23 protein-coding genes are annotated in these 22635 nt (G+C 68.7%); 9 read left to right on the top strand and 14 right to left on the bottom strand.

The genetic code is table 11. The features are described from left to right. Nucleotides 1–60 precede the first annotated feature (60 nt). The 6 genes from ACFJGU_RS09795 to ACFJGU_RS09770 all read left to right on the top strand — a co-directional run bounded on the left by ACFJGU_RS09795 (nt 61) and on the right by ACFJGU_RS09770 (nt 7658). Nucleotides 61–1158, top strand: a complete 1098-nt coding sequence (locus ACFJGU_RS09795; RefSeq protein WP_382309872.1) for a substrate-binding domain-containing protein — start codon at nt 61–63, stop codon at nt 1156–1158. After that, nucleotides 1155–2798: a sugar ABC transporter ATP-binding protein gene (locus tag ACFJGU_RS09790; RefSeq protein ID WP_382309870.1), complete on the top strand. Its 1644-nt coding sequence runs from the start codon at nt 1155–1157 to the stop codon at nt 2796–2798. Before ACFJGU_RS09795 ends, ACFJGU_RS09790 begins: the two co-directional genes overlap by 4 nt. Beyond that, complete coding sequence (locus ACFJGU_RS09785; protein WP_382309868.1) at nt 2791–3843, top strand: ABC transporter permease; 1053 nt, start codon at nt 2791–2793, stop codon at nt 3841–3843. Before ACFJGU_RS09790 ends, ACFJGU_RS09785 begins: the two co-directional genes overlap by 8 nt. Continuing rightward, entirely contained in the window at nt 3843–5153 is a 1311-nt protein-coding gene (locus ACFJGU_RS09780; RefSeq protein ID WP_382309866.1) for an S-methyl-5-thioribose kinase, read from the top strand. Before ACFJGU_RS09785 ends, ACFJGU_RS09780 begins: the two co-directional genes overlap by 1 nt. Before the next feature lie 285 nt (nt 5154–5438). Continuing rightward, entirely contained in the window at nt 5439–6311 is an 873-nt protein-coding gene (locus ACFJGU_RS09775) for an aminodeoxychorismate lyase (RefSeq protein WP_382309864.1), read from the top strand. A gap of 33 nt (nt 6312–6344) precedes the next feature. Beyond that, nucleotides 6345–7658 carry a low temperature requirement protein A gene (locus ACFJGU_RS09770; protein WP_382309862.1) on the top strand — a complete coding sequence of 438 codons (1314 nt, stop codon included), beginning with the start codon at nt 6345–6347 and terminating at the stop codon, nt 7656–7658. 2 nt (nt 7659–7660) lie between these two features. Here ACFJGU_RS09770 and ACFJGU_RS09765 read toward each other — a convergent pair whose 3' ends face one another. The 6 genes from ACFJGU_RS09765 to ACFJGU_RS09740 form a co-directional block, all read right to left on the bottom strand. Beyond that, the gene (locus ACFJGU_RS09765) at nt 7661–9202 is read right to left on the bottom strand and encodes a carboxylesterase/lipase family protein (RefSeq protein WP_382309860.1); all 1542 of its coding nucleotides are present in this window, start codon (nt 9200–9202) and stop codon (nt 7661–7663) included. Between the two features lie 79 nt (nt 9203–9281). Further along, nucleotides 9282–9575: a cupin gene (locus tag ACFJGU_RS09760; RefSeq protein WP_382309859.1), complete on the bottom strand. Its 294-nt coding sequence runs from the start codon at nt 9573–9575 to the stop codon at nt 9282–9284. A 33-nt stretch (nt 9576–9608) separates the two neighbouring features. Next, nucleotides 9609–10340, bottom strand: coding sequence for a methylthioribulose 1-phosphate dehydratase (gene mtnB / locus ACFJGU_RS09755; protein WP_382309857.1), 732 nt, complete (start codon nt 10338–10340; stop codon nt 9609–9611). Further along, nucleotides 10337–11092, bottom strand: coding sequence for an acireductone synthase (gene mtnC, locus ACFJGU_RS09750; protein WP_382309855.1), 756 nt, complete (start codon nt 11090–11092; stop codon nt 10337–10339). The genes mtnB and mtnC overlap by 4 nt, the downstream gene beginning before the upstream one ends. Nucleotides 11093–11139: 47 nt before the next feature. Then, complete coding sequence (locus ACFJGU_RS09745; RefSeq protein WP_382309853.1) at nt 11140–12357, bottom strand: phosphotransferase; 1218 nt, start codon at nt 12355–12357, stop codon at nt 11140–11142. After that, a complete protein-coding gene (locus ACFJGU_RS09740) occupies nt 12354–13388 on the bottom strand; it encodes a hypothetical protein (protein WP_382309851.1) in 1035 nt (344 codons plus the stop codon). The genes ACFJGU_RS09745 and ACFJGU_RS09740 overlap by 4 nt, the downstream gene beginning before the upstream one ends. 79 nt (nt 13389–13467) lie before the next feature. On the opposite strand from ACFJGU_RS09740, the gene ACFJGU_RS09735 reads away from it, so the two are divergent. Then, nucleotides 13468–14160 (top strand): DUF2510 domain-containing protein, encoded by a 693-nt coding sequence (locus tag ACFJGU_RS09735; protein ID WP_382309849.1) that lies wholly within the window; start codon nt 13468–13470, stop codon nt 14158–14160. Between the two features lie 15 nt (nt 14161–14175). On the opposite strand, the gene ACFJGU_RS09730 is transcribed toward ACFJGU_RS09735, so the two are convergent. From ACFJGU_RS09730 to ACFJGU_RS09710, 5 genes are all read right to left on the bottom strand, one after another. Next, entirely contained in the window at nt 14176–14790 is a 615-nt protein-coding gene (locus tag ACFJGU_RS09730; RefSeq protein WP_382309847.1) for an HAD family hydrolase, read from the bottom strand. A gap of 183 nt (nt 14791–14973) precedes the next feature. Continuing rightward, nucleotides 14974–15828: an endo alpha-1,4 polygalactosaminidase gene (locus tag ACFJGU_RS09725; RefSeq protein WP_382309846.1), complete on the bottom strand. Its 855-nt coding sequence runs from the start codon at nt 15826–15828 to the stop codon at nt 14974–14976. A gap of 2 nt (nt 15829–15830) precedes the next feature. Beyond that, nucleotides 15831–16790, bottom strand: a complete 960-nt coding sequence (gene pip, locus ACFJGU_RS09720; protein WP_382309844.1) for a prolyl aminopeptidase — start codon at nt 16788–16790, stop codon at nt 15831–15833. Nucleotides 16791–17241: 451 nt separating this feature from the next. Next, entirely contained in the window at nt 17242–17607 is a 366-nt protein-coding gene (locus ACFJGU_RS09715; RefSeq protein ID WP_382309842.1) for a hypothetical protein, read from the bottom strand. Between the two features lie 223 nt (nt 17608–17830). Beyond that, nucleotides 17831–18133, bottom strand: coding sequence for a hypothetical protein (locus ACFJGU_RS09710; protein ID WP_382309840.1), 303 nt, complete (start codon nt 18131–18133; stop codon nt 17831–17833). Between the two features lie 63 nt (nt 18134–18196). Here ACFJGU_RS09710 and ACFJGU_RS09705 point away from each other — a divergent pair, with 63 nt between their 5' ends. Then, entirely contained in the window at nt 18197–19039 is an 843-nt protein-coding gene (locus tag ACFJGU_RS09705; RefSeq protein WP_382309838.1) for an alpha/beta fold hydrolase, read from the top strand. A gap of 47 nt (nt 19040–19086) precedes the next feature. Here ACFJGU_RS09705 and ACFJGU_RS09700 read toward each other — a convergent pair whose 3' ends face one another. The 3 genes from ACFJGU_RS09700 to ACFJGU_RS09690 all read right to left on the bottom strand — a co-directional run bounded on the left by ACFJGU_RS09700 (nt 19087) and on the right by ACFJGU_RS09690 (nt 21509). Beyond that, nucleotides 19087–20064: a GlxA family transcriptional regulator gene (locus tag ACFJGU_RS09700; RefSeq protein ID WP_382309836.1), complete on the bottom strand. Its 978-nt coding sequence runs from the start codon at nt 20062–20064 to the stop codon at nt 19087–19089. A 283-nt stretch (nt 20065–20347) separates the two neighbouring features. After that, on the bottom strand, nt 20348–20971 hold the full coding sequence (locus ACFJGU_RS09695) for a TetR/AcrR family transcriptional regulator (RefSeq protein ID WP_382309834.1): 624 nt from the start codon (nt 20969–20971) through the stop codon (nt 20348–20350). Nucleotides 20972–21119: 148 nt separating this feature from the next. Beyond that, on the bottom strand, nt 21120–21509 hold the full coding sequence (locus ACFJGU_RS09690; protein ID WP_382309832.1) for a VOC family protein: 390 nt from the start codon (nt 21507–21509) through the stop codon (nt 21120–21122). Between the two features lie 398 nt (nt 21510–21907). Here ACFJGU_RS09690 and ACFJGU_RS09685 point away from each other — a divergent pair, with 398 nt between their 5' ends. Then, the gene (locus tag ACFJGU_RS09685; RefSeq protein ID WP_382309831.1) at nt 21908–22225 is read left to right on the top strand and encodes an NIPSNAP family protein; all 318 of its coding nucleotides are present in this window, start codon (nt 21908–21910) and stop codon (nt 22223–22225) included. The last annotated feature ends 410 nt before the right edge of the window (nt 22226–22635 follow it).

The following is a 22635-nucleotide window of genomic DNA, read 5'->3' as shown; positions in this document are numbered from 1 at the left end:
CGATCACAGCCGCCGCCGGCCTCCCTCCGGCGTCACACTCTTCCCGAAACGGAGCCTTCCATGGCCATCATCCGCCGAGCCGCCGCATTCACGGCTCTCGCCGCAGCGGGCATCCTCGCCCTCTCGGCGTGCGCGCAGTCGAGCACCTCCTCCGAGGGTGGCGAGAGCACCTCCGCCGCCGTCACCGCGTCCGCGCCCCTGCCCGCACCCTTCGACGGCGACCCCGTGAAGGTCGCCCTGGTGCGCCAGAGCGGCGCCGGCGACTACTTCGAGGCCTGGGGCGCCGGCGCCCAGGCTCAGGCGAAGTTCGCCAACATCGACCTGCAGGTGACGGATGCCCGCAACGACAACGCGAAGCAGGCCAGCGACCTCGAGCAGGCCATCGCCTCGAAGCCGGACGCGATCATCATCGACCACGGCCAGACCGACACCCTCCAGCCGCTGGTCACGAAGGCCGTCGACGCGGGCATCCCGGTCATCGTCTACGACCTCGCCCTCACCGACTCCACCGGCGTCATCACTTCGAGCCAGTCCGACGAGTCGATGGCGTCGGGCGTGCTCGACCAGCTGATCGACGACGTCGGAGACGGCGCGAAGGTCGGCTACGTCTCGGCCGAGGGCTTCGCGGCGCTCGACCGTCGCGCCGTCGTGTGGAACCAGTACGTGAAAGACCACAACCTCGACGTCGTGTTCTCGACCGGCAAGGTCAGCGAGTCGACCGCCACCGACAACATCCCGCTCGTCGACGCCGCGCTCAAGCAGAACCCCGATGTCCAGGCCATCTTCGCGCCCTACGATGAGATCACCAAGGGCACGGTGCAGGCCGTCATCCAGAACAATCTGCAGGACAAGGTGAAGGTGTACGGAATCGACATCTCGAACGCCGACATCGAGGTCATCACGGCCGACGGCAGCCCCTGGGTCGCCACCTCGGCCACCGACCCGGCCGCCGTGGGTGCCGGCGTGGTGCGCGCACTGGCCCTGAGCCTCGCCGGCCAGCTCGACGACACCGACGTGCAGTTCCCGGCGAAGACCATCACGCAGCAGTTCCTGGCCGACAACAAGGTGACGAACGTCACCGAGCTCCGGGCCGCCGAGCCCACGCTGAAGCTCGACGACGTCGTGGTCGCGGATTGGCTGCCCGCGGTCTCCGAATGACCTCCGTTCCCACCGCTCCGGTCGAGGGGCACGACGTCACCGTCGTGTCCCTCGTCGGCGTCTCGGTCGCCTACGGATCGAACGTGGTGCTGACCGATGTGGGGCTCGATTTCCGGGCCGGGGAGATCACCGCACTCCTCGGCGCGAACGGAGCGGGCAAGTCCACGCTCATCAAGGCCCTTTCGGGGGCCAACTCGCGGTACAGCGGCGAGATCCGCATCCGGGGCGAGCTCGTGCACCTCGGCTCGCCCGTGCAGGCGCGGCAGCTCGGCATCTCGGCCGTCCACCAGAAGGTGGCCGACGGCATCGTCCCGGGCCTGTCGGTGGCCGAGAACCTCACGCTCGACGACCTGGCGCAGGCGTCGCGGCATCCGCTGCGCAACCGCCGGGCCGCTGTCGCCGACGCCCGGGCGGCTCTCGCCACGCTGGGCCTCGACTGGCCCGATGCCGTGCTGTCGCAGGATGCCGCCCGCCTCGCCATCTCCGATGCCCAGTTACTCGTGCTGGCGCGCGCCCTGCGCACCACCCCGCAGCTGCTCATCCTCGACGAGCCGACCTCCGCGCTCACCGCCGCCGAGGCCGAGCGCCTCTTCGGCGTGCTGCGCGCGCTGCGGGCGTCGGGACTCTCGATCATCTACGTCTCGCACCGCTTCGGCGAGATCGAGGCGCTGGCCGACCGGGTGGTGGTGCTCCGCGACGGCATCGTGCAGTCGACGAGCGAGCGCCCGTTCGAGTGGCACGGCATCCTGCACGACATGCTCGGGCGTGCCACAACGCTCGATCACGACCGCGGAGAGACCCACCGCGGCACGGCCGAGGCGGCGTCGCTCGACGGCGTGCGGCTGTTCCCCGAGTCGGCGCCGGTCGACCTGACGATCCGGTCGGGCGAGGTGCTCGGCATCCTGGGACTGATCGGGGCGGGCAAGACCGAGATCGCCGAACTGCTCGGCGGGCTCGCCACCCCCCTGGCCGGCTCCCTGACACTGCAGGGCAAGGCGTACGCACCGCGGCGTCCCGGCGACGCGATCGCCGCGAAGGTCGTGCTGGTTCCCGAAGACCGGCAACGGCAGGGCATCCTGCCGGGCTGGTCGGTGCTGCGCAACATCAGCCTTCCGTTCCTCCGCGAGTCGAGCGTGGCCGGGCTCGTGCGGCGGCGCTTCGAGCGCTCCCGCGCCGACTCCGTCATCGACACGCTCTCCGTGGTGGCCAGCGGGCCGGATGCGTCGATCGACGACCTCTCCGGCGGCAACCAGCAGAAGGTCGTGGTGGGGCGCTGGCTCTCCGCGGGGCCGGCGCTCGCCATCCTCGACGAGCCGTTCCGCGGCGTCGACATCGCCGCGCGACGCGAGATCGGCCAGCGTCTCGCCGCTCTCGCCGCCGAGGGCGCCGCGGCCGTCGTGCTCTCGAGCGACGTCGACGAGATCTTCGAGGTGGCCGACCGCATCGTCGTCCTCGTGGGCGGGCAGATCGAGCTCGACCGCTACGCCGACGAGGTCGACCGATCGACGGTGATCGGAGCGTTCCTCGGTCAGTCGCACGGCGCATCCGTCTCCACCGGGGCATCCACCGGTGGTGTATCCACTCCTGGCGCACCCACGCCGAGCCCCGAGCCCTCTCCCGAAAGGCCCTCGAATGTCTAGCCCCAGCGTGGTCTCCACGAAACCCTCGACGGGCGAGCGCGCGGCCGCGTTCGTGGTGAAGTGGGGCTTCGTGGCGGTGACGGTCGCCCTCATCCTGTTCTTCGTGATCACGGAGCCGAGCTTCCGCACCGTCGACAACATCTTCGGCATGTTGAAGTTCATCGCGCCCACCGCGATCGCGGGGCTCGGCGTCATGCTCGCCATGACGGTGGGCGGCATCGACCTCTCGGTGGGAGCGAACGCCGGGTTCGCGGTGTCGATCGCGGCCTGGACGATGGTGATCGCCAACCAGGTCGGTGGAGTCGCCGTGTCCGTCGTGCTCGTGTGCGGGCTCCTGATCGGGGCGCTGAACGCGTTCCTCATCGTGGTGGCGCGCATCCCCGATCTCCTGGCGACCCTCACCACGATGTTCGTGATCGTGGGTCTCAAGCTGATCATCGTCGACGGCAAGTCGATCTCGTCGCAGATGACCCTCTCGAACGGCACCACGGCGCCGGGCAAGTTCACCGCCGACTTCCTCTGGCTCGATCGCGGGAGCGTCGGGCCGGTGCCGGTTCCGGTCATCATCTTCCTCGTGATCACCGTGCTGCTGTGGTTCCTGCTCGAGCGCACGCGGTGGGGACGGGCCCTGTTCGCGGTGGGCACGAACCCCGAGGCGGCGCGGCTCTCCGGCATCCGGGTGCAGTGGTATCGCACGCTGGCCTACATGGGCTGTGGGCTCCTCGCCTCCGTCGCCGGCCTGCTGCTGGCGGCCCGGATCGGCCAGGGCGACGTGAGCGCCGGAAACTCGCTGCTGCTGGATGCCGTGGCGGTGGCCCTGGTCGGCGTGTCGGTGCTCGGCATCGGGCGCCCGAACGCGTGGGGCACGGCGCTCGGTGCGGTGCTCATCGCCGTGATGGTGACCGGATTCACGATGCTCGGTCTGCCCTACTACGCGCAAGACTTCGGCAAGGGCATCGTGCTGCTGGTGGCACTGCTGTTCAGCTTCACCTTCTCGCGTCGCCGCACCGTGGTGACCGCCGGATCGACGACATCGAGCTCCTGATGACCGACTTCTCCCAGCTCCGCTCCGAGTCCATCGCCGCCTACCTGGCCTCGCGGCCGGCCCTCGCCGACCGGATCGACGCCGCGCGCATCGCCTCCGTCCGGGAGGTGGGCGACGGCAACCTGAACCTCGTGTTCATCGTGCACGACGCATCCGGGTCCTCCCTCGTGCTCAAGCAGTCGCTGCCGCACGTTCGCACCGACCCGTCGTGGCCGATGACGCGGGAGCGCTCGGCGCGCGAAGCCACCGTGCTCTCCTGGCACGCGAGGGCCGATGCCCAGCACGTGCCGGCCTTCTACGACTTCGATGCCGAGCACTTTGTGCTGGCCATCGAGAACCTCTCCGATCACCGGGTGTGGCGCAACGAGTTGAACGCAGGCCGGGTGCACGGCTACGCCGCCGACGAGCTCGGGGTGTACATCGCGCGCACGGCGTTCGCGACCTCGCCGCTCGGTCTCGATCCGCTCGAGCACAAGCGCCTGATCGCCCGGGCGATCAACCCGGAGCTCGGCCAGATCACCGAAGACCTCGTGTTCACAGAACCGTACGTCGAGCACGAGCACAACGTCGTGCTGCCGGGGAACGCCGCCGACGTCGCCGAGCTCCGCGCCGATGCCGCGCTCGTGCGCGAGATGGGTCTCGCGAAGTACCGCTTCATGACGACCGCCCAGTCCCTCATCCACGGCGACCTCCACACGGGCTCGGTCTTCGTGCGCCCCGCGGCCGCCGCAAGCACACCTCTCGACGCTGATCCGCACGGATTTGCGGAATCGGATGCCCTGGTAAGCGCCAAAACGCGCGGATCAACGACCGCACCGGCTCGCGAGGCGTCAGTTCGCGCGTTCGACAGCGAGTTCGGGTTCGTCGGACCGACCGGATTCGACCTCGGGGCACTCTGGGGCAACTCCATCATCGCCGCGGCCCGGGCCGAAGCGCTCGGCGAGCCTGACCGCGCCGAACTCATCCTCACCCTGCCCGGGCGTCTCTGGGGGAGCTTCGAACGGGAGCTGCGCACGCTCTGGCCCACCCGGATCGACCCACGGGTCTGGCACGAGGAGACGCTCGAGCGGCTGCTCGCCGACATCCGCGACGACGCCGCGATCTTCGCCGCGGCCAAGGCGATCCGCCGCATCATCGGCTTCGCGAAGGCGAGCGACATCGAGTCCCTCCCGCCCGCCCAGCGAGAGGGAGCCGCCCGCGGCGTCCTCCGCGCCGGTCGCGCCCTCGCCCTCACCCGCCACGGCATCCCCGACGTCGACGCCCTCGCCACCGAATCCCTCCTCACCCTCCGCACCACCTCCACCCCCTGACCCACCCCTCTCCCCCACCACAGCGCCCCTTCCCCGAAACACCGCGGCAGCGACCCCTCCCCTCCCACCACCGCGGCAGCGGCCCACCCCGAAACGCAGCCGTGGCGGATCGTTCGGATGGCTCCGGTGTGGCGGGCGTCTACGGGCAGAGCCGTCCGAACGATCCGCCACGGCGTCCCCACCCGACACCCCCGACCCGACGACAGGACCATCAACAGAAGGCACACGCACCCCAACCCCGGAGTTTCAGGGAGACTTGATGCAGCACACGATGGAGGTCAGCAGATGGTGGACGAACGGATGGGCGACCTGGTCGTGTTCCTCGACGAAGGCGCGAGCGGCCCCGTTCCCCTGCCCGACGCGAGCATCAACGTCGCCGACCTCGCGGTCACTCGCGGCGACGGCATCTTCGAGTCCATCGGCGTGATCGACGGCCGCTTCATCGAGCTCGACCGTCACCTCGCCCGCCTCGAGCACTCCGCGAATTTGCTCGACCTCCCCCGCCCCGACACCGCCGCCTTCGCCGCGGCCGCCCGGCGCGGTGTCGCCGCTCACACGAGCGAGCCCGAGCTGCTCGTCAAGCTCTTCTTCAGCCGCGGCATCGAAGGCACGGGCACCCCGAGCGGCTGGGTGGAGGTGCTCACCGGAGACGACCACAGCGCCGCCCGCAGTACGGGCATCCGCGTGGTCACGCTCGACCGCGGCTACCGGCATGACATCGCGCAGACCTCGCCGTGGCTATTGCAGGGCGCCAAGACGCTCTCCTACGCGCTCAACAAGGCGGCGCTCCGTGAGGCGGCCCGGCGCCACGCCGACGACGTGATCTTCGTGAGCACCGACGACGTGGTGCTCGAAGGCCCCACCTCGAACGTGCTGGTTCGGCACGACGACCTGTTCCGCACCCCGCGCACCGACCTCGGCATCCTGGCGGGCACGACGCAGGCAGCCGTCTTCGAGACGCTCGCGTCACGGGGCTTCGAGGCGGTGGAGGCAGCGCTCTCGGTGGCCGATCTGGCCTCCGCCGACGCCGTGTGGTTGCTCTCGAGCGGCAGACTCGTGGCGCCCGTCCGTGAGCTCGACGGGCAGAGCCTCACCGTCGACCGCGATTTCACGGCCGGGCTGCTGACCGAGACTTTCGGCGTTCCCGCGATCCCCTGACCACCGTGCATCCCTGACGACGAGGAGCCGAGCGTGAGCGACCAGTCCCCCGCGCATCCGTCCACCGATGACAACCGCTCGAACGGGAGCGGCGGGCACCCGGCGATCACCGCGCTGGGAAGCCGGCTCCGCCGGATGACCGGCCGCGACCCCGGCGAACGGCACCGCGCCGCCACTCCGCTCGAGCTGCTCTTCGACCTGGCCTTCGTGGTCGCCTTCAGCCAGGCAGGCGGACAACTCTCGCACTACCTCGCCGATGCCGAGTTCGGCCCGGCGATCGGCGGTTTCGCCTTCTCGATGTTCGCGATCTGCTGGGCCTGGATCAACTTCTCCTGGTTCGCCTCGGCCTATGACACCGACGACTGGTTCTACCGCATCACCACGATGGTGCAGATGACCGGCGTCGTGATCGTCGCGCTCGGCATCCCGCCCCTTTTCCATTCACTGGCCGAGGGCCACTATTTCGACAACACGATCCTCGTGGCCGGCTACGTGGTGATGAGGATCGCGATGGTGGCGCAGTGGCTGAGGGCGGCACGGCAGGATCCGTCCCGGCGCCGCACGGCACTCACCTACGCCCTGTTCATCACGATCGCGCAGATCGGCTGGGTGGGCATGGCGATCGCGCACATGACGGTCGAGGTCGCGCTTCCGCTGTCGCTCGTGCTCTTCGCCGTCGAAGTCGTGGGTCCCTACATCGCCGAACGGCGCAGCGGCACCGGTGGCACGCCCTGGCACGCGCACCACATCGCCGAACGCTACGGACTGCTCACGATCATCGCCCTCGGCGAAGGGGTGTTCGGCACGGTGACGGCGGTGTCGGCGGTGGTGGAGGAGCATGACTGGACCACCGAGGCCGCGCTCCTCGTGACGGCGGGCATCGGGCTCACCTTCGGGCTGTGGTGGTCGTACTTCCTGGTGCCGGCGGGTCCCATCCTGGAGCGCTACCGCGGCAAGTCCTTCGTCTGGGGCTACGGGCACATGCTCGTGTACGCCTCGATCGCCGCGACGGGCGCCGGCCTGCACGTCGCCGCCTACGTCATCGAGGGTGTGGCGCACATCGGCACTGTGGGTGCGGTGCTCGCCGTGGCCGTCCCGGTGCTGGTGCTCTGCCTGTCGATCTTCGCGCTCTACGACTACCTGGTGGAGCAGATCGATCCGTTCCACTTCTGGCTGATGGCCGGTACCGCTGCGCTGCTCGCGCTCTCGGTGCTCGCCGCGCTCTGGGGCGCCTCGCTCGGGGTGTGTCTCGTGCTCATCACGCTGGCGCCGTTCGTCGTGGTGGTCGGCTACGAGACGGTGGGCCACAAGCACGAGGCGGAGGTGCTGGCGCGCCGCCTGGCCTAAGGTCAGCCCAGCGGCAGGAACCTGCTCCACGCCTCCCGACGGGCTGGACGCGGGTCGGATTCGACCCGGTCGGAATCGGCGATGATCATCGTGCGGCGATCGTGCTCGGTGTACGACGGCCAGCTCTCGGGGAGGGTGCCGGAGGTCGCGAAGTGCAGCCAGCTGTCGCGCATCCGTTCGCCCGCGCTGCTGAACGGCTTTCGGCCGCCGAGGGCGGTCATCGCCCGGGCGACACGAGCGTCGGCCTGGTCGAACAGGGCGTACATCTCGAGTCCGTGGGTGGCGTCCAGCCCCACCCACTTCATCAGGCGCGGTGCGATGTCGAAGCGGTAGCAGTGCACCGGCGCATAGCGCGAGTGGTAGTCGGCGACCTTCACGCTCGGGTACCAGAACGCGTAGTCGCCCGCGAAGTCGGCGGCACTGCGCCCGGCCGGCAGTCCGGGGTAGGCGTCACGCATCTCCAGGCGGGCGGATTCGGGCACGCTCGCGAACAGGGCGTCGATGCGGGCCGGCGACCGCGGCAGGATGTCGATCCGTCCGCGGAAGATCGTGCCCTCGCGATCGTTTGTCCCGATGATCAACGGAACCCGGTGCGCCCGGCCGGTGCGGAAGGCGTGCAGCGGATGTCGCGGCAGGAACCGCCCGTCGATCACGGGCGCGAGGCAGAAGGTGCCCGGGTGCCGGTCGGGGGTGCTTGCCTGGATGCTCAGGGCCGCGGCCACGAGGTCGGCGGCCGGGGTCTCGGTGAGCAGAGCGACGGCCTCCTCGTCGGACAGCGCGCCGGGGCGTCCTCCGCCCTTCCGGCGACCCACCACCTCCACGAACTCCTCGGCCCACACGGCGGCGAGCTCGTGCGGATAGACGGCGCTCGGCGGCGAGCTCTGCGCGATGGCGCGGGCGAAGAGCCCTCGGGCCGAGGGGGTCGCCATCAGGGTGGTGACGGCGTTGCCGCCGGCGGATTCGCCGAAGACCGTGACGTTGCGCGGATCACCACCGAACGCGGCCACGTTGCGGTGCACCCATCGCAGGGCGGCGACCTGGTCGCGGAGCCCCAGGTTGCTCTCGAACCGGCGGCGACGGGTGGAGTAGCGCGAGAAGTCGAGATAGCCGAGCGCGCCCAGCCGGTAGTTGAAGCTGACGTAGACGACCTGCCCGGTGCGCACGAAGCTCTCGCCCTGGCCGGTGAACTCGCGCGACGACCCGGCGCTGTAGCCCCCGCCATGGATGTACACCATCACGGGCATACGCCGATGCGGCGGCAAGGCCGGGGCGATCACGTTGAGCGTCAGGCAATCCTCGCTGGAGGGCACCTCCGGCGGCATCCCCCGGAACTGCCCCTTGTAGGCCTGCACGGCCACGGGCCCGTAGTCCGACGCATCCCGCACCCCGCTCCACGCGACCACCGGATACGGGGACCGGAACCGCAGCGCCCCCACCGGAGGAGCGGCGTAGGGGATGCCGCGCCAGGCGACGGTGGCCCCCTCGCGAACACCGCGGACCACCCCGCCGGTCACCCGGACATCCGTCGACACGATGGCCGCCATGGAGCTCCGCTCCCCCTTCCGAGGTCTGGGGAAGGGTTGCCCGATTTTAGCTCCGCGGCCCGTGCAGCGCCACGACGAATCAGACCTGGGGCTTGAGCTCGATCTCCACGAAGACGATGCCGTCGTGGTCGGCGGTCACGGTGTGCGCGAGGCCGGCCACGCCGGTGTAAGGAGCACCCGCCACCTGGGTGAGCGTGCGGCTCGAGCCGTCGACAGTGGAGACCGCCGTGAGGGTGCCGCCCGTGACCGGAACGAGCACGTAGTCGAACTCGTGCACGTGCGGGCCGGTCGTGTCGCCGGCCTTCTCGAAGGTGTAGGTGGTGACACGGACGCGCTCGTCATCGACGGTGATCTCGCTTCGGGCGACGGACATGGTTGCTCCTCAGGCCAGGGTGGGAAGGATGTCTCAGCGGGTGGCGAGTGCGATCTGCAGCAGCGCCTCAGTCAGCTCCAGGTGCCAGCGCGCCTGCTTCAGGTCGGCGCCCCAGGCATAGATCCCGTGGCTGGCCACGATCAAGGCGGGCACCTCAGCGACAGATGCCGTTCGGGGAATATAGACACGCGCGAAGTCGTCACCCAGCACACGCATGTCCTGATGGTTCTGCACGACGGGGATCACGACCCGCTCCCCGTGCGCGCTGTGCCCGATGCCCTTGAGCATCTCGAGGTCGTGCAGCAGAACCCCCTCGGGCCACGCGGCTCCCGCGCGCACGGCGGCCAGCGCGTGCACATGGATGACGGCTCCCGCTCCGGTCACAGCGGCGATGCGCGCGTGCAGCCCGGCTTCGGCCGAAGGGCGGGTCGCGAGGCCGAGCTCGGCGGTGAGGCGTGAATCGTCGGCTCCGACGTCATCCGGAACCCACTCGCCGTTCTCGTCGACGAGCACGATGTCGGTGGCCGTGAGCTCGCCCTTGTCGAGCCCGGATGCCGTCACGGCCACCCGCAACGGACCGCGCGCCAGCGTGACCGACAGATTGCCGGCCGTTCCGGGCATCCAGCCCAACCCGGCGAAGCGCGCCGACTCGGCCGCCAAGTCGGTGCCGGCCGCGATCAGCGACCCCGCCGTCACCGCGCCGTCACCGAAGACGTTCCCCGCCGACGGCGCGGTGGGGTGCGAGGGAGCGACGCCTTCGCTCACGGCAGCACGACCTCGACGTCGTCGAAAGTGGAGACGACGGATGCCCCCCCGAAGTCGGCCTCGAAGAACGGCTCCCCCTCGCGCGAGAACGCCACGACCTGCCAGCCCGCGCTGAGCGCCGCCGACACCTCGCCCGGGTTGTCGGTGAAGAACACGAGCTCCGCCGCCGGCACGCCGAGGGCCGCGGCGATCGCGTCGTACGACGCCGCTTCCTTCTTGGGCCCGGCGCTCACGGTGTCGAAGAAATCGGTGATGAGCGTGGTGAGGTCGCCGTCGGGCGAGTGGCGGAACCACGGCACCTGCGACGCGATCGATCCTGAGGAGAACACGGCGAAGCCGATGCCGTGCTCGTGCCACTCCCGCAGCTTCGGGATGACGTCGCCGAAGAAGTGCGAGGAGATCTCGCCCCGCTCGAACCCCTCGGCCCAGATCTGGCCCTGCACGGTCTTGAGCGGCGTGGCCTTCACGTCCTGCTCCATCCACTCGTGCAGCACGGCCACGATCGCGTCGGTCGTGGCATCGCCCGGTAGATTCGCGTCGGCGATGACCTGGCGTCGCGCCTCGGCGATGTCCGGGTCGTCGGCGTGATCGTCGAGCCAGGCGGCCAATCGGGGACGGGCGTAGTCGTACAGGTCGCCCAGGATGAATCCCGCGGCACTCGTGGTGCCCTCGATGTCGACCACCACCACCCGGGCCGACACGGCCAACGGGTCGGGGGTGGGGTGCGGCTCGGGTGTCGGCGATTCGGTCATGGGGCGCTCCTTCGGGGATGCGGGCGTCGGTCGGTTGGGGCGCCGGTTCAGGTGCCGGGCAACGGCACGGTCGCGGCGGGGACGAATCCGGCACCGCTCGCGGCCCCGGACGCTCCCGGCACGGCCGTACCGGTCAGGATGTGGTGGCGGGCGGCGTCGAACAGGCGCACCGAGGCATCCGGGACCAGGTCCGCGGGGAGCGTGTCGATGTCGGCCGCGTGCGAGAACCCCGCCGCGCGGCGCATCGACTCGACGCCCGCGAACCGCCAGGCGTCCCGCTCGATGCCGGCGAGCGATGCGTCGTCACCCCAGGCCGCCGCGAAGGCGGCCCAGCTGCTCGCCACCGCCGAGTAGCGCGCGGCGGCCAGGTCAGGCAGACCGGACACGGCGGCCGCGATGGCTCCGAGCTCGAGATTCGCCCAGAACAGACCGAGATCGAGGCCGATCGGGCCCACGAAGCTGAACTCAGGATCGAACACCTTCACGACCTGGGCTCCGTCACGCCGCCCGACCATGACCGATCCGGTGTGCAGGTCGCCGTGCAGCAGCGCCTCGTGCCGTGTCTCGAAGACCTCGCGGATGTCGTCGACCGCGTCGTGCACGGCCGTGTCGGCGTACAAGGCCCGCACCCGCTCCTCGAGCGCCGGATGCCAGTGGTTGTGGTCGTGTTCGCGGTAGGGCTCGTCGAGCACCACGTCGAGCGTCATCTGGCAGAGCTCGGGATTCGCCGCCAGCTCGACGAGCCGCTCGTGTTCCCGGACGCCGAGAGCCGCCGACGAGGTCGACGCCGAGAGCTCGCCGACGAAGCGGCCGACCACGGTACCCAGCGCGGCGTAGTCGATGTCGAGCCGGGATGCCGCACCCTCGGCCACCTCGCGCACCAACGCGTCGCGCAGCACGTCGAGATCGGAGAGGTCTTCCATCACGAGCACGAAGCGGCTCTCGTCGAACGCCACGATCGTCGGGATCGACTCCGGAACCCGCGCGGCCAGGCGCTCGTAGGTGCGCGCCTCGGTGGTGATGCGCGAAGGATCGACCGGCCATTCCGGCCCCACCACCTGCACCCACGGCGGCGCCTGCTTCACCGCGAGGCTGCCGAGCGGTCCCCGGGCCACGAACACGCGGTTCATGTTGCCGGCGGTCACCTCGTCGACCTCCACCTGATCGGCGGATGCCGCGAGCCGGCCGAGCAGGCCCTGACCGGCCAGGTAGTCGGTGACGTCGACGGCCGTGCTGAGGAGGTCGTAGGGACGGTCGGCGCTCATGCGTAGTACTCCGCCACACGATCCGGGGCGAACGCCCCGCGGTCGGTCACGATACGGGTCACGAAGCGGGCCGGCGTGACGTCGAAGGCCGGGTACCAGGCATCCGTCACGAGTGACGACGCCGTGCGGCGACCGAGCGTGTGCAGCACCTCGGCCGGGTCGCGCTCCTCCACCACGATGTCGGCCGCCGTGGGCGCCTCGCGGTCGGGCGCCTGCACGAGCGCGTAGAACGGCACGTCGAACGCCGAGGCGGCCACGGCGAGGCCGAGCGTGCCCACCTTGTTGACCACGCTGCCGTCGAGCGAGACCCGATCGGCAGCCGTGACGAGAGCGTCGATCGGGCCGAGGCCGGAGCCCGGCGCGAGGGCGGCCGCGCCCATGCCGTCGGTGATGAGGGTGACGTGCTCGCCGAGCTCGGCGAGGGTGTGCGCGGTGAGGCGCGCCCCCTGCAGGTAGGGGCGCGTCTCGGTGGCCACCCAGTCGAACCGCTTGCCGGCCTCGCGGGCCGCGTGCACGAGTTCGATCAGGTAGGTGTCCATCCAGCAGTGGGTGAGCAGGCGCGCGCCGTCAGGGAGCAGCTCCACGGTCGCAGCGCCGAGCGCGTGGCTGCGGTCGCGGTAGAGCTGCGCACCGGAACGGGCGGCGTCGACCGCGGCGTCGACGAGCTCGGCGGTCGTGGCCGAGTCCTCGATGGCCCCGAGCACGTGGGCGACGGCTTCGCGGGGGTGGTTGTTCGTGGGGCGGGCGGACTGGATGACGGCGCCTGCGGCACGCATCCGCTCCCTCGCCGCGTCCGGAGCGAGGTCGGCCACCTGCAGGGCGGTGATCTCGAGTCCGGCGTACGCCGCGAACAGCGGGCCCGAACTCTGTGTGATCATGGCGGCGATGGCCGCCGCGACATCTTCGGCGTCGCGCGCGTCGACCCAGGCCACCGTCTCGGGAAAGACCCGGCGGTCGAGGATGCGGACGACGCCGCTCTCCACCCGAACCGAGTCGTCGAGCACGGGTGTGTTCCCGATGGCAGTCGTCATGCTTTTCCCGTCGATTTCCCCCCACGAGAATACCCTGTCCGTACCCTAGGCTTGCCGCAGCGAGTGCGAAGGAGACGCAGTGAGCAACGCCGACGGAAACCAGACGACGCCCGCGGGATGGTATGCCGATCCCGCCGGATCACCGCAGCTGCGGTGGTGGGACGGCGGCGCCTGGACCGACCACCTGCAGGCGCCCGCCCAGGCCGCCCCGGTGGCTCCCGCCTACGCGCAGGCTCCTGCGCCCCAGTACGGTTACCCCGCGGCATCCACCCTTCCTCCGGTCCCCGCCGGCACCCCGGCGTACGGCCCGTTCATCTGGGTCATCACGCTCCTCCCCCTGATCTCGTTCCTCCTGATCCCGTTGCTCCTCCCGAGCCTCGAACAGCAGATGCGCACCTCGATCACCGACCCGTACGGTCAGCAGCTCTACGGCGACTACTCGATGTCGGGGCTGGTGGTCCAGGGCGTCGTCAACCTGCTCAGCCTGCTGCTCTATGCCGCCACCGTCGTGCTCGCCTACTTCGACCACCGCTGGCTCCTGCGCGCCGGGTACGTGCGCCCGTTCCATTGGGCCTGGGCGTTCCTCAACCCCGTCTACCCGATCGGGCGCTCCGTGGTCGTGCGACGCCGCTCGGGTCGCGGGATCGCGCCGATGTGGGTGAGCATCGCGATCGCCGCGATCGGTCTGATCATCGCGATCGTGCTGATCGTCTGGGTGTTCAGCTTCACGTTCTCGATGATGTCGTCAGCCGGCTACGGCAACCTGAGCTGACCGGTCTGCTCGCCGTCAGGCGACGATCGCCAAGAGTTCGTCGAGCGTTCCGATGACGTGCGCCGCGCCGGCCGCGCGGAGCACGTCGGGGCTGCAGTAGGCATCCGTCACGCCCACCGCGGTGTACCCGGCGGCCGAGGCGCAGCGCATGTCGTCGGCACTGTCGCCCACGTAGAACGCGTACGACCGCTGCGGGCGGTGCCGCAGCAGCATCTCGAACTTGTCGCCGACGGAGGCGTCGACCGAGTTCCACACGGCCGGAACGGCCAGTGCGCGCTGGTCGAAGCGCACGGCGGCGGCCGAGGCGGCCGACACAACCCCGAGCCAGGCGCCGGCGCGGGAGAGCGTGGACAGGCATTCGGCCGCGCCGTCGCGGAGGCGGGCGTGGGTGTCGGCCATCTCGACGTTCCACTCCTCCTCGGCGGCGGCGTGGTCGCCGGCCGGAAGGCCGAGCCGCCCGAACAGCTGCCCGAGCGGCAGCCGGAAGCGCACCGAGAACTCCGCCTCGCCGAGCACCGGAAGCCCCCGGCGCGCGAGCACCGCATTCAGGGCCGCTCGGGCGCGATCGGCGTCGACCACCACCGTGCCGTTCCAGTCGAAGAGCACCATGGTCTCGCCGAGTGTCGCCACCGGCCGTTCGTCACCCCTGACCACCGTGTGTCCGTTCTGTCCCCATCCGATCTCCGGATGTGCGGTTGCCGCGCATCCGGAGGTGCACCTCTGCCGAGGCTTCTGCACATCTTCTGTCGCCGAGGAGACGGCCCGGCGGCACTCCCGCCGAAGGTCCGGTGAACGGAGCGTGAAGAGACGGGGTCAGCAGTTGTCGTCGACGTGACCCGGGTCGCCCGCCGGCACCAGGTCGCGGTCGCGCAGCACCGTGGCGTGCGGCGTCTGCGGATCGGCGCACACCTCCGCGAAGCTTCCGCGCAGGTCGTCGGTGTACTCGATGTCGATCACCTGGTCGCCGTAGACGTCGGTGTAGGAGGCGCACTCGTCGAAGCGGTGGCACTCCTCGGTCACGGCGAAGTCGAAACCGATCTCGTCGCGCCCCCGGTCGCCGAGCTCACTCGTGTTCTTCTGGCCCGCGGCGAGTCCGGCCGCGTGCGCCGAGGCGACGAGCTTCGTGGCGAACGCCACTGCGTCGTCGAGGGTGAAGGCGTCCTGCGAGCGCGTGTACGAGTCGAGGTTGTCGAACTCCACGGCCTGGAACCCGTCGGCCGCGCATCCCTCGATGGTCGGCACGAGCATCCGGGCGACCGCGTCGCGGTTCTCGGCCGTGCTCAGGTCGAAGAGGTGCTCGTCGGGCCATCCGGGGTCGACGAGCAGGGCTCCGGATGCCTCGTGCAGCAGCAGCTGGTCGGGCCACTCGGCGCCGGGCTGGGTCTGGAAGCCGTTGACGTAGCAGATGGAGTACAGGCCCGGCGCCGGATCGTCGGTGCTGTCGCGGGCCACCACCGTGACGCCGGGGGCCGGGTCGTAGCCGCCCCCGAGCTGGTAGTCGGGCACCGCGTCGGCAGGGAGCGCTGCCGGGGCGCCGGGTTTGCCCGAGGCGTGGGCGGTGGCCGGGGCGCCGGTCTCGGGTGCCGCCCCTGTTTCGGGAGCCGCTTGCGCGCATCCGCTCGCTCCGAGCAGCACGACGAGGGCGAGGGTCGCCACCCGTGCGCGCACGGTCAGCGTGCGGCGAAGGTGTCGGTGGCCGTGACGAGCGCGTCGAGGATTCCGGGCTCGTCGTAGGCGTGGCCGGCGTCCGCGATGAGGTGCAGCTCGGCCTCGGGCCAGGCCTGGTGCAGGTCCCAGGCGTTGTAGGCCGGGGTGCAGAGGTCGTAGCGGCCGTGCACGATGACACCCGGGATGTCGCGCAGCTTCGAGGCGTCGCGGATCAGCTGCTCGGGCTCGAGCCAGCCGCGATTGACGAAGTAGTGGTTCTCGATGCGGGCGAAGGCGAGGGCGTAGCTCGGCTCGGCGAAGGTGGCGATGAGGTCGTCGCGGGGGATGAGCGTGATCGCCGAGGCCTCCCAGGTCGACCACGCCACGGCCGCCGGCCCGTGCACGGCCGGATCGGGGTCGTTGAGCAGACGGTGGTAGGCGGCGATGAGGTTGCGGCGCTCCGCCTCCGGCACCGGCGCGAGGAAGCCCTCCCAGCGGTCGGGCAGGATGGCAGCCGCCCCGCCTTCGTAGAACCAGTCGAGTTCGCTGCGGCGCAGGGTGAAGATGCCGCGCAGGATGAGCTCGGTGACGCGGTCGGGATGCGTCTCGGCGTAGGCGAGGCCGAGGGCGCTGCCCCACGATCCGCCGAGCACCTGCCAGCGCTCGATGCCGCGCGCCTCGCGCAGCCGCTCGATGTCGGCCACGAGATTCCAGGTGGTGTTGGCGCTCAGGTCGGCATCGGGATCGCTCGCGTGCGGAAGGCTCTTGCCGCAGCCGCGCTGGTCGAAGAGCACGATCCGGTAGTGCTCCGGGTCGAAGAGCCGCCGGTGCTGCGGCGTGGTGCCCCCGCCGGGCCCACCGTGCAGGAACACGACCGGCTTGCCGTCCGGGTTGCCGGATTCCTCCCAGTAGAGGCTCTGGCCGTCACCGACGTCGAGCATCCCGCTCGCGTACGGCTCGATCTCGGGGTAGAAGCTGCGCATTCCTCGAGCCTAGGCCGACCCGGCCCCGTGAGCCATCCGCTGCAGGCATTCACCGGCGGAGGCGAGACGCTGTCATTCCTGCAGGCAGGCGATGAGGCCATCCGGCCGCTGATCTCGACGATGCGCGGTCTCGGCAATGAAGCGTTGGAGGATGATTCGCCGGCAGTCGCGTGGCTTGCCGACTGGGAGCTGATCAGCGACGGGCGCCGCACACGTGCCGGGGACCTCTGGACGGATCCGACAGCATCCTTCGTGACGCCGCAGACTTCCGACGGCTATGCAGTCGCGCCCCGGAGGATACTGGCTAGTGGTCAGCCGTGTGACACCGCCTCACGCTCGCGACCGCACCCTGAGCGCGCCAGATCGGGCCGGCGCCCCGCGTACGACCATTCCCATGAATTCCCGAATCTACGCAGGTCATCGTCCGATAGTGGAGCAAACGGACTGCCCATCACCTTTCTGATGCAGGCTTGCTCTCAACAATCCGCAGACTGCCCATAATGCCCGCATCGCCGATGCACTTCCACGTCGTCACCACATCAGGATCATCCGCAAAGAAGTGAGTAGTGCGCCCGGTGATGACGAGCTCGGGATAACCAGAGTCGTCCACCTCAATCTCGTCAGCGACAACGTTAACCCCATAATTCGACGTGAAAGTCGCCTTACCGCACCACCCGACCTCCGCCTCGTACGCGCCCGCATACGACACGCGATTCGGCGGGTCCAGATCGAAGAAGTCGGCGCATCCCGCCGGCCCCACAACGGTACCTATGGCAAGCGCCGTCGCACCCACGGACCGGTGCCACCTTCTGGTCATTGTGGAACCATACATGCACCCCTCTGAACACAGCGCCAAACAGCGGTGAACGAGTAACGAAGGCGTCTCGATAACAGTTCCCGCATCGCGCTCCTTGCAGGAAGGTAGGCGATCAGGGGCGCAGAAGTCGGGCCATTTCCCTACTTTGCTCGGCCACCGGCGCCTCGTCGCCACCTACTAGGGGGCCGTCGCCGATAGTGAGCGTTATGTCAATAGTGACGGATTAGCCCTCAGCGGGCACCTGGTTGCCGAGGTCGCGTAGGAACTCCCCCCAGCGCGTGTCGGCTTCGGATCTGGAGTCGAACTTGCCCAGCCATGCGTCGAAGGCCGGCCTGCCGACGAGCTTGATCTCGACCTGCAGGATGTGATGGGTGCCATCCCGGTGGACTTTCGGAACGAGCAACACGACGGGCTCGAAATCGATCCACGTCCGCGCGCTGCCGACAGGGATGCACGTCCGGATGTCTGGGATGTCCGGCCCTGGCTGCGGGGCGCTGGATGCGCATGCTCCCGAGACTGAGGTCATCGCCTCATTCGGGGTGATGTCGAGGGGCCCTCCGGCTCCGTACCTCAGCGAGGAAAGCAAATCATGTCCGTCATCTCAGTGGGTAAACAGAACAGCACGTCGATCGACCTGTACTACGAAGACCACGGAACGGGGCAGCCGGTCGTCCTGATCCACGGCTACCCGCTCAGCGGCGCGTCCTGGCTGCCTCAGACGCGGGCGCTTCTCGCGGCCGGCTACCGGGTCATCACCTACGACCGTCGGGGGTTCGGCAAGTCGAGCCAGCCGAGCGTCGGCTACGACTACGACACCTTCGCCGCCGATCTCGATACGGTGCTGACGACTCTCGACCTGCGCGACGTCCTGCTCGTGGGCTTCTCGATGGGTACGGGCGAGGTGGGCCGCTACACCGCCACGTACGGGACGGATCGCCTTGCGAAGATCGCCTTCCTCGCTCCGATCGAACCGTTCCTGCTGAAGACCGACGACCACCCGAACGGACTTCCGCAGGAGGCCTTCGACGGTTTCGTCACGGCCGCGAAAGACGACCCGTACGCGTTCTACACCGCGTTCTACAGCGACTTCTACAACCTCGATGAGAACCTCGGCAGCAGGGTCAGTCAGGAAGTGGTCACCAACAGCTGGAACGTGGCCACCGCCGGCTCCATGCGCGCCGCGTGGGCCGTTGTGCCGGCCTGGCACGAGGACTTCCGCGGAGACATCGAGAAGATCCGCGCCAGTGGAGTCCGGAGCCTCATCATGCAGGGCACGCTGGACCGCATCCTGCCCATCGATGCGACCGGTCGCGCCTTCCACGCGGTCTTCCCGGAGAGCGAGTACATCGAGATCGAGGGAGCTCCGCACGGCTTCGGCTGGACCCACTCCGCCGAGGTGAACGACCACCTGCTGCACTTCCTCGCGTCCTAGGGATCTGCGCGCAGCATGACGATCACCCGATCGAACCCGCGCCGGCTTCACGCGGCGCGGGTCTGACCGGCGGCGGAGGAGAAGCGGCGCTGATACACCGACGGCGGCACCGACAGATGGGCGATGAAGGCGCGTCTGAGAGATTCGGATGTGCCGAAGCCGGAGTCCTCCGCCACGCGCGTGACGGTGTGACCCAGATCGAGAAGCGACTTCGCCTTGTCCACCCGCACGATCTCCACGTACTTGCCCGGAGTCGTCGCCAGCTCGTCATGGAACAACCGAGAGAGGTGCCGAGGACTCACCCGAGCGATCGCCGCCATGCTCGAGGCGGTGTGCTCAGCTGACGGGTCGGCCATCACCGCGCTCACCACCACGCGCAGCAGCGACGCCTCCCCCACCGGAGCGAGCAGACTGTCCGAGAACTGGGTCTGACCACCGTCCCGCCGAAGATAGACGACCAAGGCGCGAGCGACACCTCGCGCGACCTCGGCGCCCTCATCCTGCTCGAGGAGCGTCAAGGCCAGATCGATCCCGGCCGTCACACCGGCCGAGGTGTACGTCGCGTCGTCCTCCACCACGATGGCGTCCGGCTGAACCCGTATGCCGGGATAGCGCCGGGCGAGCTCCCGTGTGTGATGCCAGTGGGTGGTGGCTCGCTTGCCGTCGAGCAGGCCGGCCGCAGCCAAAACGAACGCCCCGGTGCAGATCGACGCTGTACGGGCTGCGCGTTTCGACATGCTCACCGCTGCCGATGCCAGAGCTTCGGTGACCTCGCCCGCGGGAAACGCCTCGCCGCCGGTGACGACCACCGTGTCGAACGCCCCCCGCGACGCGGCCGAGGAGTCCACGGGAATCCTCATCCCCATCGAGGTCCGCACATCACGGCCGTCGACCGAGACCATGCTCATCCGGTAGTCGGCACCGAAGTGATTCGCCTCAGCGAAGACCTCGGCCGGCCCGGCGAGGTCGAGCAGCTTCATGTCGTCGAACACGAGCAGGGCTACTCGGTGACCAGAACTCGACATGGTCGGCCTCTCGTGTGCTCATCAGGCGGTGCATCGTCAGAATGACCGACCCGTCACACGCACAAAGCGAATGCACACGGTGGGAGCAAGTAAAGCACGAGCGCGCACCGCCATCAACGCCCCCGGTCAGACATCGGCGAGTCACACCTATCTCAAAAGTCCGAAGGTTTCGAGACGTCTCAGATCGCCGTCGGAAGGCCTACACAGCGTGCTGTTGATAACTGCCTCGCGATTCGCGAGGGAGCGCTACACGATGACCGGGCGGAATCCTCGATGATGACGGTCAAGTGCGGTTGGGTTGGCGCATCCATTCCGGGAGAAGGGAATGCGCCACCCGAGCGATCTCGTCAGCGTCTTCGTTGCCTCGAGCACCCGTCGAGAGCACGGCGTACAGCCCGGCGGCAGCGTAGGTGATTTCGACTTCCGCTGTGGCCGAGACGTTCCCGCTGTCCTTCCAGACGAGGCGGGTTTGAACGCGGAAGATTTCGCCTATTCCACGGAGGTCGGAGCCGTTGTCGTAGGTATCCGCCAGATGGAAGAGCTGCGGTTCGGCGCGCAGCAGCTCGACGATGAGCCGAAGGTTCTCGATCGCCGCGACCCTCAACTGGATGCCCTCGTCACGTTTCTCGAATGCTCGGGCGATGAGGTGGTCGAAGCTGTCGAGGATGGCGAACCATGCTGCTTCCTCGAAGATGTCGAAATGGTTGTAGAAGGTTGCTCGAGTGACGCCGGCAGCCTCACTCAACGAGGAGATGCTGGTGAGCTCTCCGGCCCGCGCCTGAGCGTGCAGGGCGTCCAGGATCTGCTGGCGTGATTTCTGCGACCGTGGGTCGGATGAGATCGGACGTGCTCCCATAAGCAGGTTTGCTCTTTCGGTGGATCGGATTGCTGTGTTGGTTCGTTGCACAGATCCTTGGTGTTGATGAGCGGGGGCGGTGCCACAGATCCCGCTTGGAGAAGCTGCCGAGAGCGGCATCGTCTGAGGTACCGCTCTCGGATCAGATCTCGTCGGGCGAACTGTGCAGCGCGGATGGACCGGAGGCGGGCTGGGGTATCTATGCCCAGCTCTTCTTCACGATCTCGAACTGGTTGCCGTCGAAGTCGGTGAAGTTGGCTGCGTAGTAGCCTTCAGCGAATTGGGGACGCGGGCCGGGTGTACCGTCGTCGTTCCCGCCGGCGGCCAACGCGGCAGCGTAGGTCGCATCGACGGCGTCTGTGCTGTCTGCGGCGATGCCGAGGTAGATGCCCTCGATCGAGTCCTTCTTACCGGGTCGAAGCCAGATGCTGTTTGCCCCGTCCGCGAGACCCCAGGTGTCGACGGCAGTGCCCGGCCCGCCGGAGCTGAACTGCCCGAACTCCTCCCATCGAAGCGGCTTCAAAGCCGAGACGAGAAATCTGAACGAACGTTCCGGGTCGCTAGCTGAAATGTACACGTGATCGATCATGGTGGTCTCCCTGTTCAGGTTCGGCGTTCTTGCCGGTAGCTCACGCGGTGAGCTTGGATCAGTGTGGCACATCATTGACAGATGTCAAAGATGTTCTTTACAACCGTCTAAGACAGCCAGTAGCGTCATCAGCACGCCGCCACAACAAGGCCGTGCGCCCAGCGGTAGACAAGCTCGCGGCACAACGATGCGGGGACAAGGACATGGGATACATCACCGTTGGACGAGAGAGCTCGACGCCCATCGAGCTCTACCACGAAGACCACGGCGCCGATCAAGCGGTCGTGCTCGTATGCGGATACCCCTTCGATGGAAGCTCCCGGATCGACGGAGCCCCCACAGCACGTCTGCTGACAGACGACCCGGGTTCGTCAACACCCTGACAGGAAGCGCCGCCCATGCCCGTCACCTTCGTGATCGACTACACGATCGATCCAAGCAAGATCACGCAGTTCGAAACCTACTCAGCCCGATGGATCGAACTCGTCGAGCGTGAGGGCGGGGTGCATCACGGCTACTACCTGCCGTCGGAAGGTGCCAGCGACAAAGCTCTTGCGCTCTTCACCTTCGAAAGCCTCACCGCCTACGAGGCATACCGCGAGAACTTCGGCGTCGACCCCGACTTCATTGCCGCCGACCGGCTGCGCACCGACACCGGCTGCGTGCTGCGCTGGGACCGCACCCTAATGCAACCACTCCGCCGCAACACACAATGACCCGGCGCATGCGCTTCGCGCACGCAATCCGGCCGCCCGCCGGATACACAACTGTTGCGATGCCCATAGCCCCGGCAAACTACCACGCAAGAGTGCCGCATATCGCGAAGGCTATTGCCTCAGAAATCTAAGGCGAGCTCAACCGGGGTGGACACGGCCGGCCACTCCCCTTCTGTGAATCGCAGCGCTAAGTGGCCGCGTTTTCACAGCGCTATTTCGTCATCCCCGCCGCACGTTAGCCGATCCCTCAACGGGACCATTAATGCTCGGGAACTGAGTGACTGTATGCCGACCTCCTTACCCCTGCAGTCAGGGGAACGTCAGAAGAAGACGAGGATCGCATGAACGTCGTGCGGCTCTGGCCCGAGTGGGGCCCACGGGATCTCACAGGTCCCCTGCCGATCTCGGAT

The organism is Herbiconiux sp. UC225_62, from assembly GCF_042694625.1.
GTDB lineage: Bacteria > Actinomycetota > Actinomycetes > Actinomycetales > Microbacteriaceae > Herbiconiux.
This window is presented reverse-complemented; position numbering and strand designations above follow the sequence as displayed.

Excerpts from the sequence above, each read along its gene's own strand:
- ACFJGU_RS09795 (WP_382309872.1), top strand. The coding sequence starts at position 61 with ATGGCCATCATCCGCCGAGCCGCCGCATTCACGGCTCTCGCCGCAGCG.
- ACFJGU_RS09790 (WP_382309870.1), top strand. The coding sequence starts at position 1,155 with ATGACCTCCGTTCCCACCGCTCCGGTCGAGGGGCACGACGTCACCGTC.
- ACFJGU_RS09785 (WP_382309868.1), top strand. The coding sequence starts at position 2,791 with ATGTCTAGCCCCAGCGTGGTCTCCACGAAACCCTCGACGGGCGAGCGC.
- ACFJGU_RS09780 (WP_382309866.1), top strand. The coding sequence starts at position 3,843 with ATGACCGACTTCTCCCAGCTCCGCTCCGAGTCCATCGCCGCCTACCTG.
- ACFJGU_RS09775 (WP_382309864.1), top strand. The coding sequence starts at position 5,439 with ATGGTGGACGAACGGATGGGCGACCTGGTCGTGTTCCTCGACGAAGGC.
- ACFJGU_RS09765 (WP_382309860.1), bottom strand. The coding sequence starts at position 9,202 with ATGGCGGCCATCGTGTCGACGGATGTCCGGGTGACCGGCGGGGTGGTC.
- ACFJGU_RS09760 (WP_382309859.1), bottom strand. The coding sequence starts at position 9,575 with ATGTCCGTCGCCCGAAGCGAGATCACCGTCGATGACGAGCGCGTCCGT.
- mtnC (WP_382309855.1), bottom strand. The coding sequence starts at position 11,092 with ATGACCGAATCGCCGACACCCGAGCCGCACCCCACCCCCGACCCGTTG.
- ACFJGU_RS09745 (WP_382309853.1), bottom strand. The coding sequence starts at position 12,357 with ATGAGCGCCGACCGTCCCTACGACCTCCTCAGCACGGCCGTCGACGTC.
- ACFJGU_RS09740 (WP_382309851.1), bottom strand. The coding sequence starts at position 13,388 with ATGACGACTGCCATCGGGAACACACCCGTGCTCGACGACTCGGTTCGG.
- pip (WP_382309844.1), bottom strand. The coding sequence starts at position 16,790 with ATGCGCAGCTTCTACCCCGAGATCGAGCCGTACGCGAGCGGGATGCTC.
- ACFJGU_RS09715 (WP_382309842.1), bottom strand. The coding sequence starts at position 17,607 with ATGACCAGAAGGTGGCACCGGTCCGTGGGTGCGACGGCGCTTGCCATA.
- ACFJGU_RS09710 (WP_382309840.1), bottom strand. The coding sequence starts at position 18,133 with ATGACCTCAGTCTCGGGAGCATGCGCATCCAGCGCCCCGCAGCCAGGG.
- ACFJGU_RS09705 (WP_382309838.1), top strand. The coding sequence starts at position 18,197 with ATGTCCGTCATCTCAGTGGGTAAACAGAACAGCACGTCGATCGACCTG.
- ACFJGU_RS09700 (WP_382309836.1), bottom strand. The coding sequence starts at position 20,064 with ATGTCGAGTTCTGGTCACCGAGTAGCCCTGCTCGTGTTCGACGACATG.
- ACFJGU_RS09690 (WP_382309832.1), bottom strand. The coding sequence starts at position 21,509 with ATGATCGATCACGTGTACATTTCAGCTAGCGACCCGGAACGTTCGTTC.
- ACFJGU_RS09685 (WP_382309831.1), top strand. The coding sequence starts at position 21,908 with ATGCCCGTCACCTTCGTGATCGACTACACGATCGATCCAAGCAAGATC.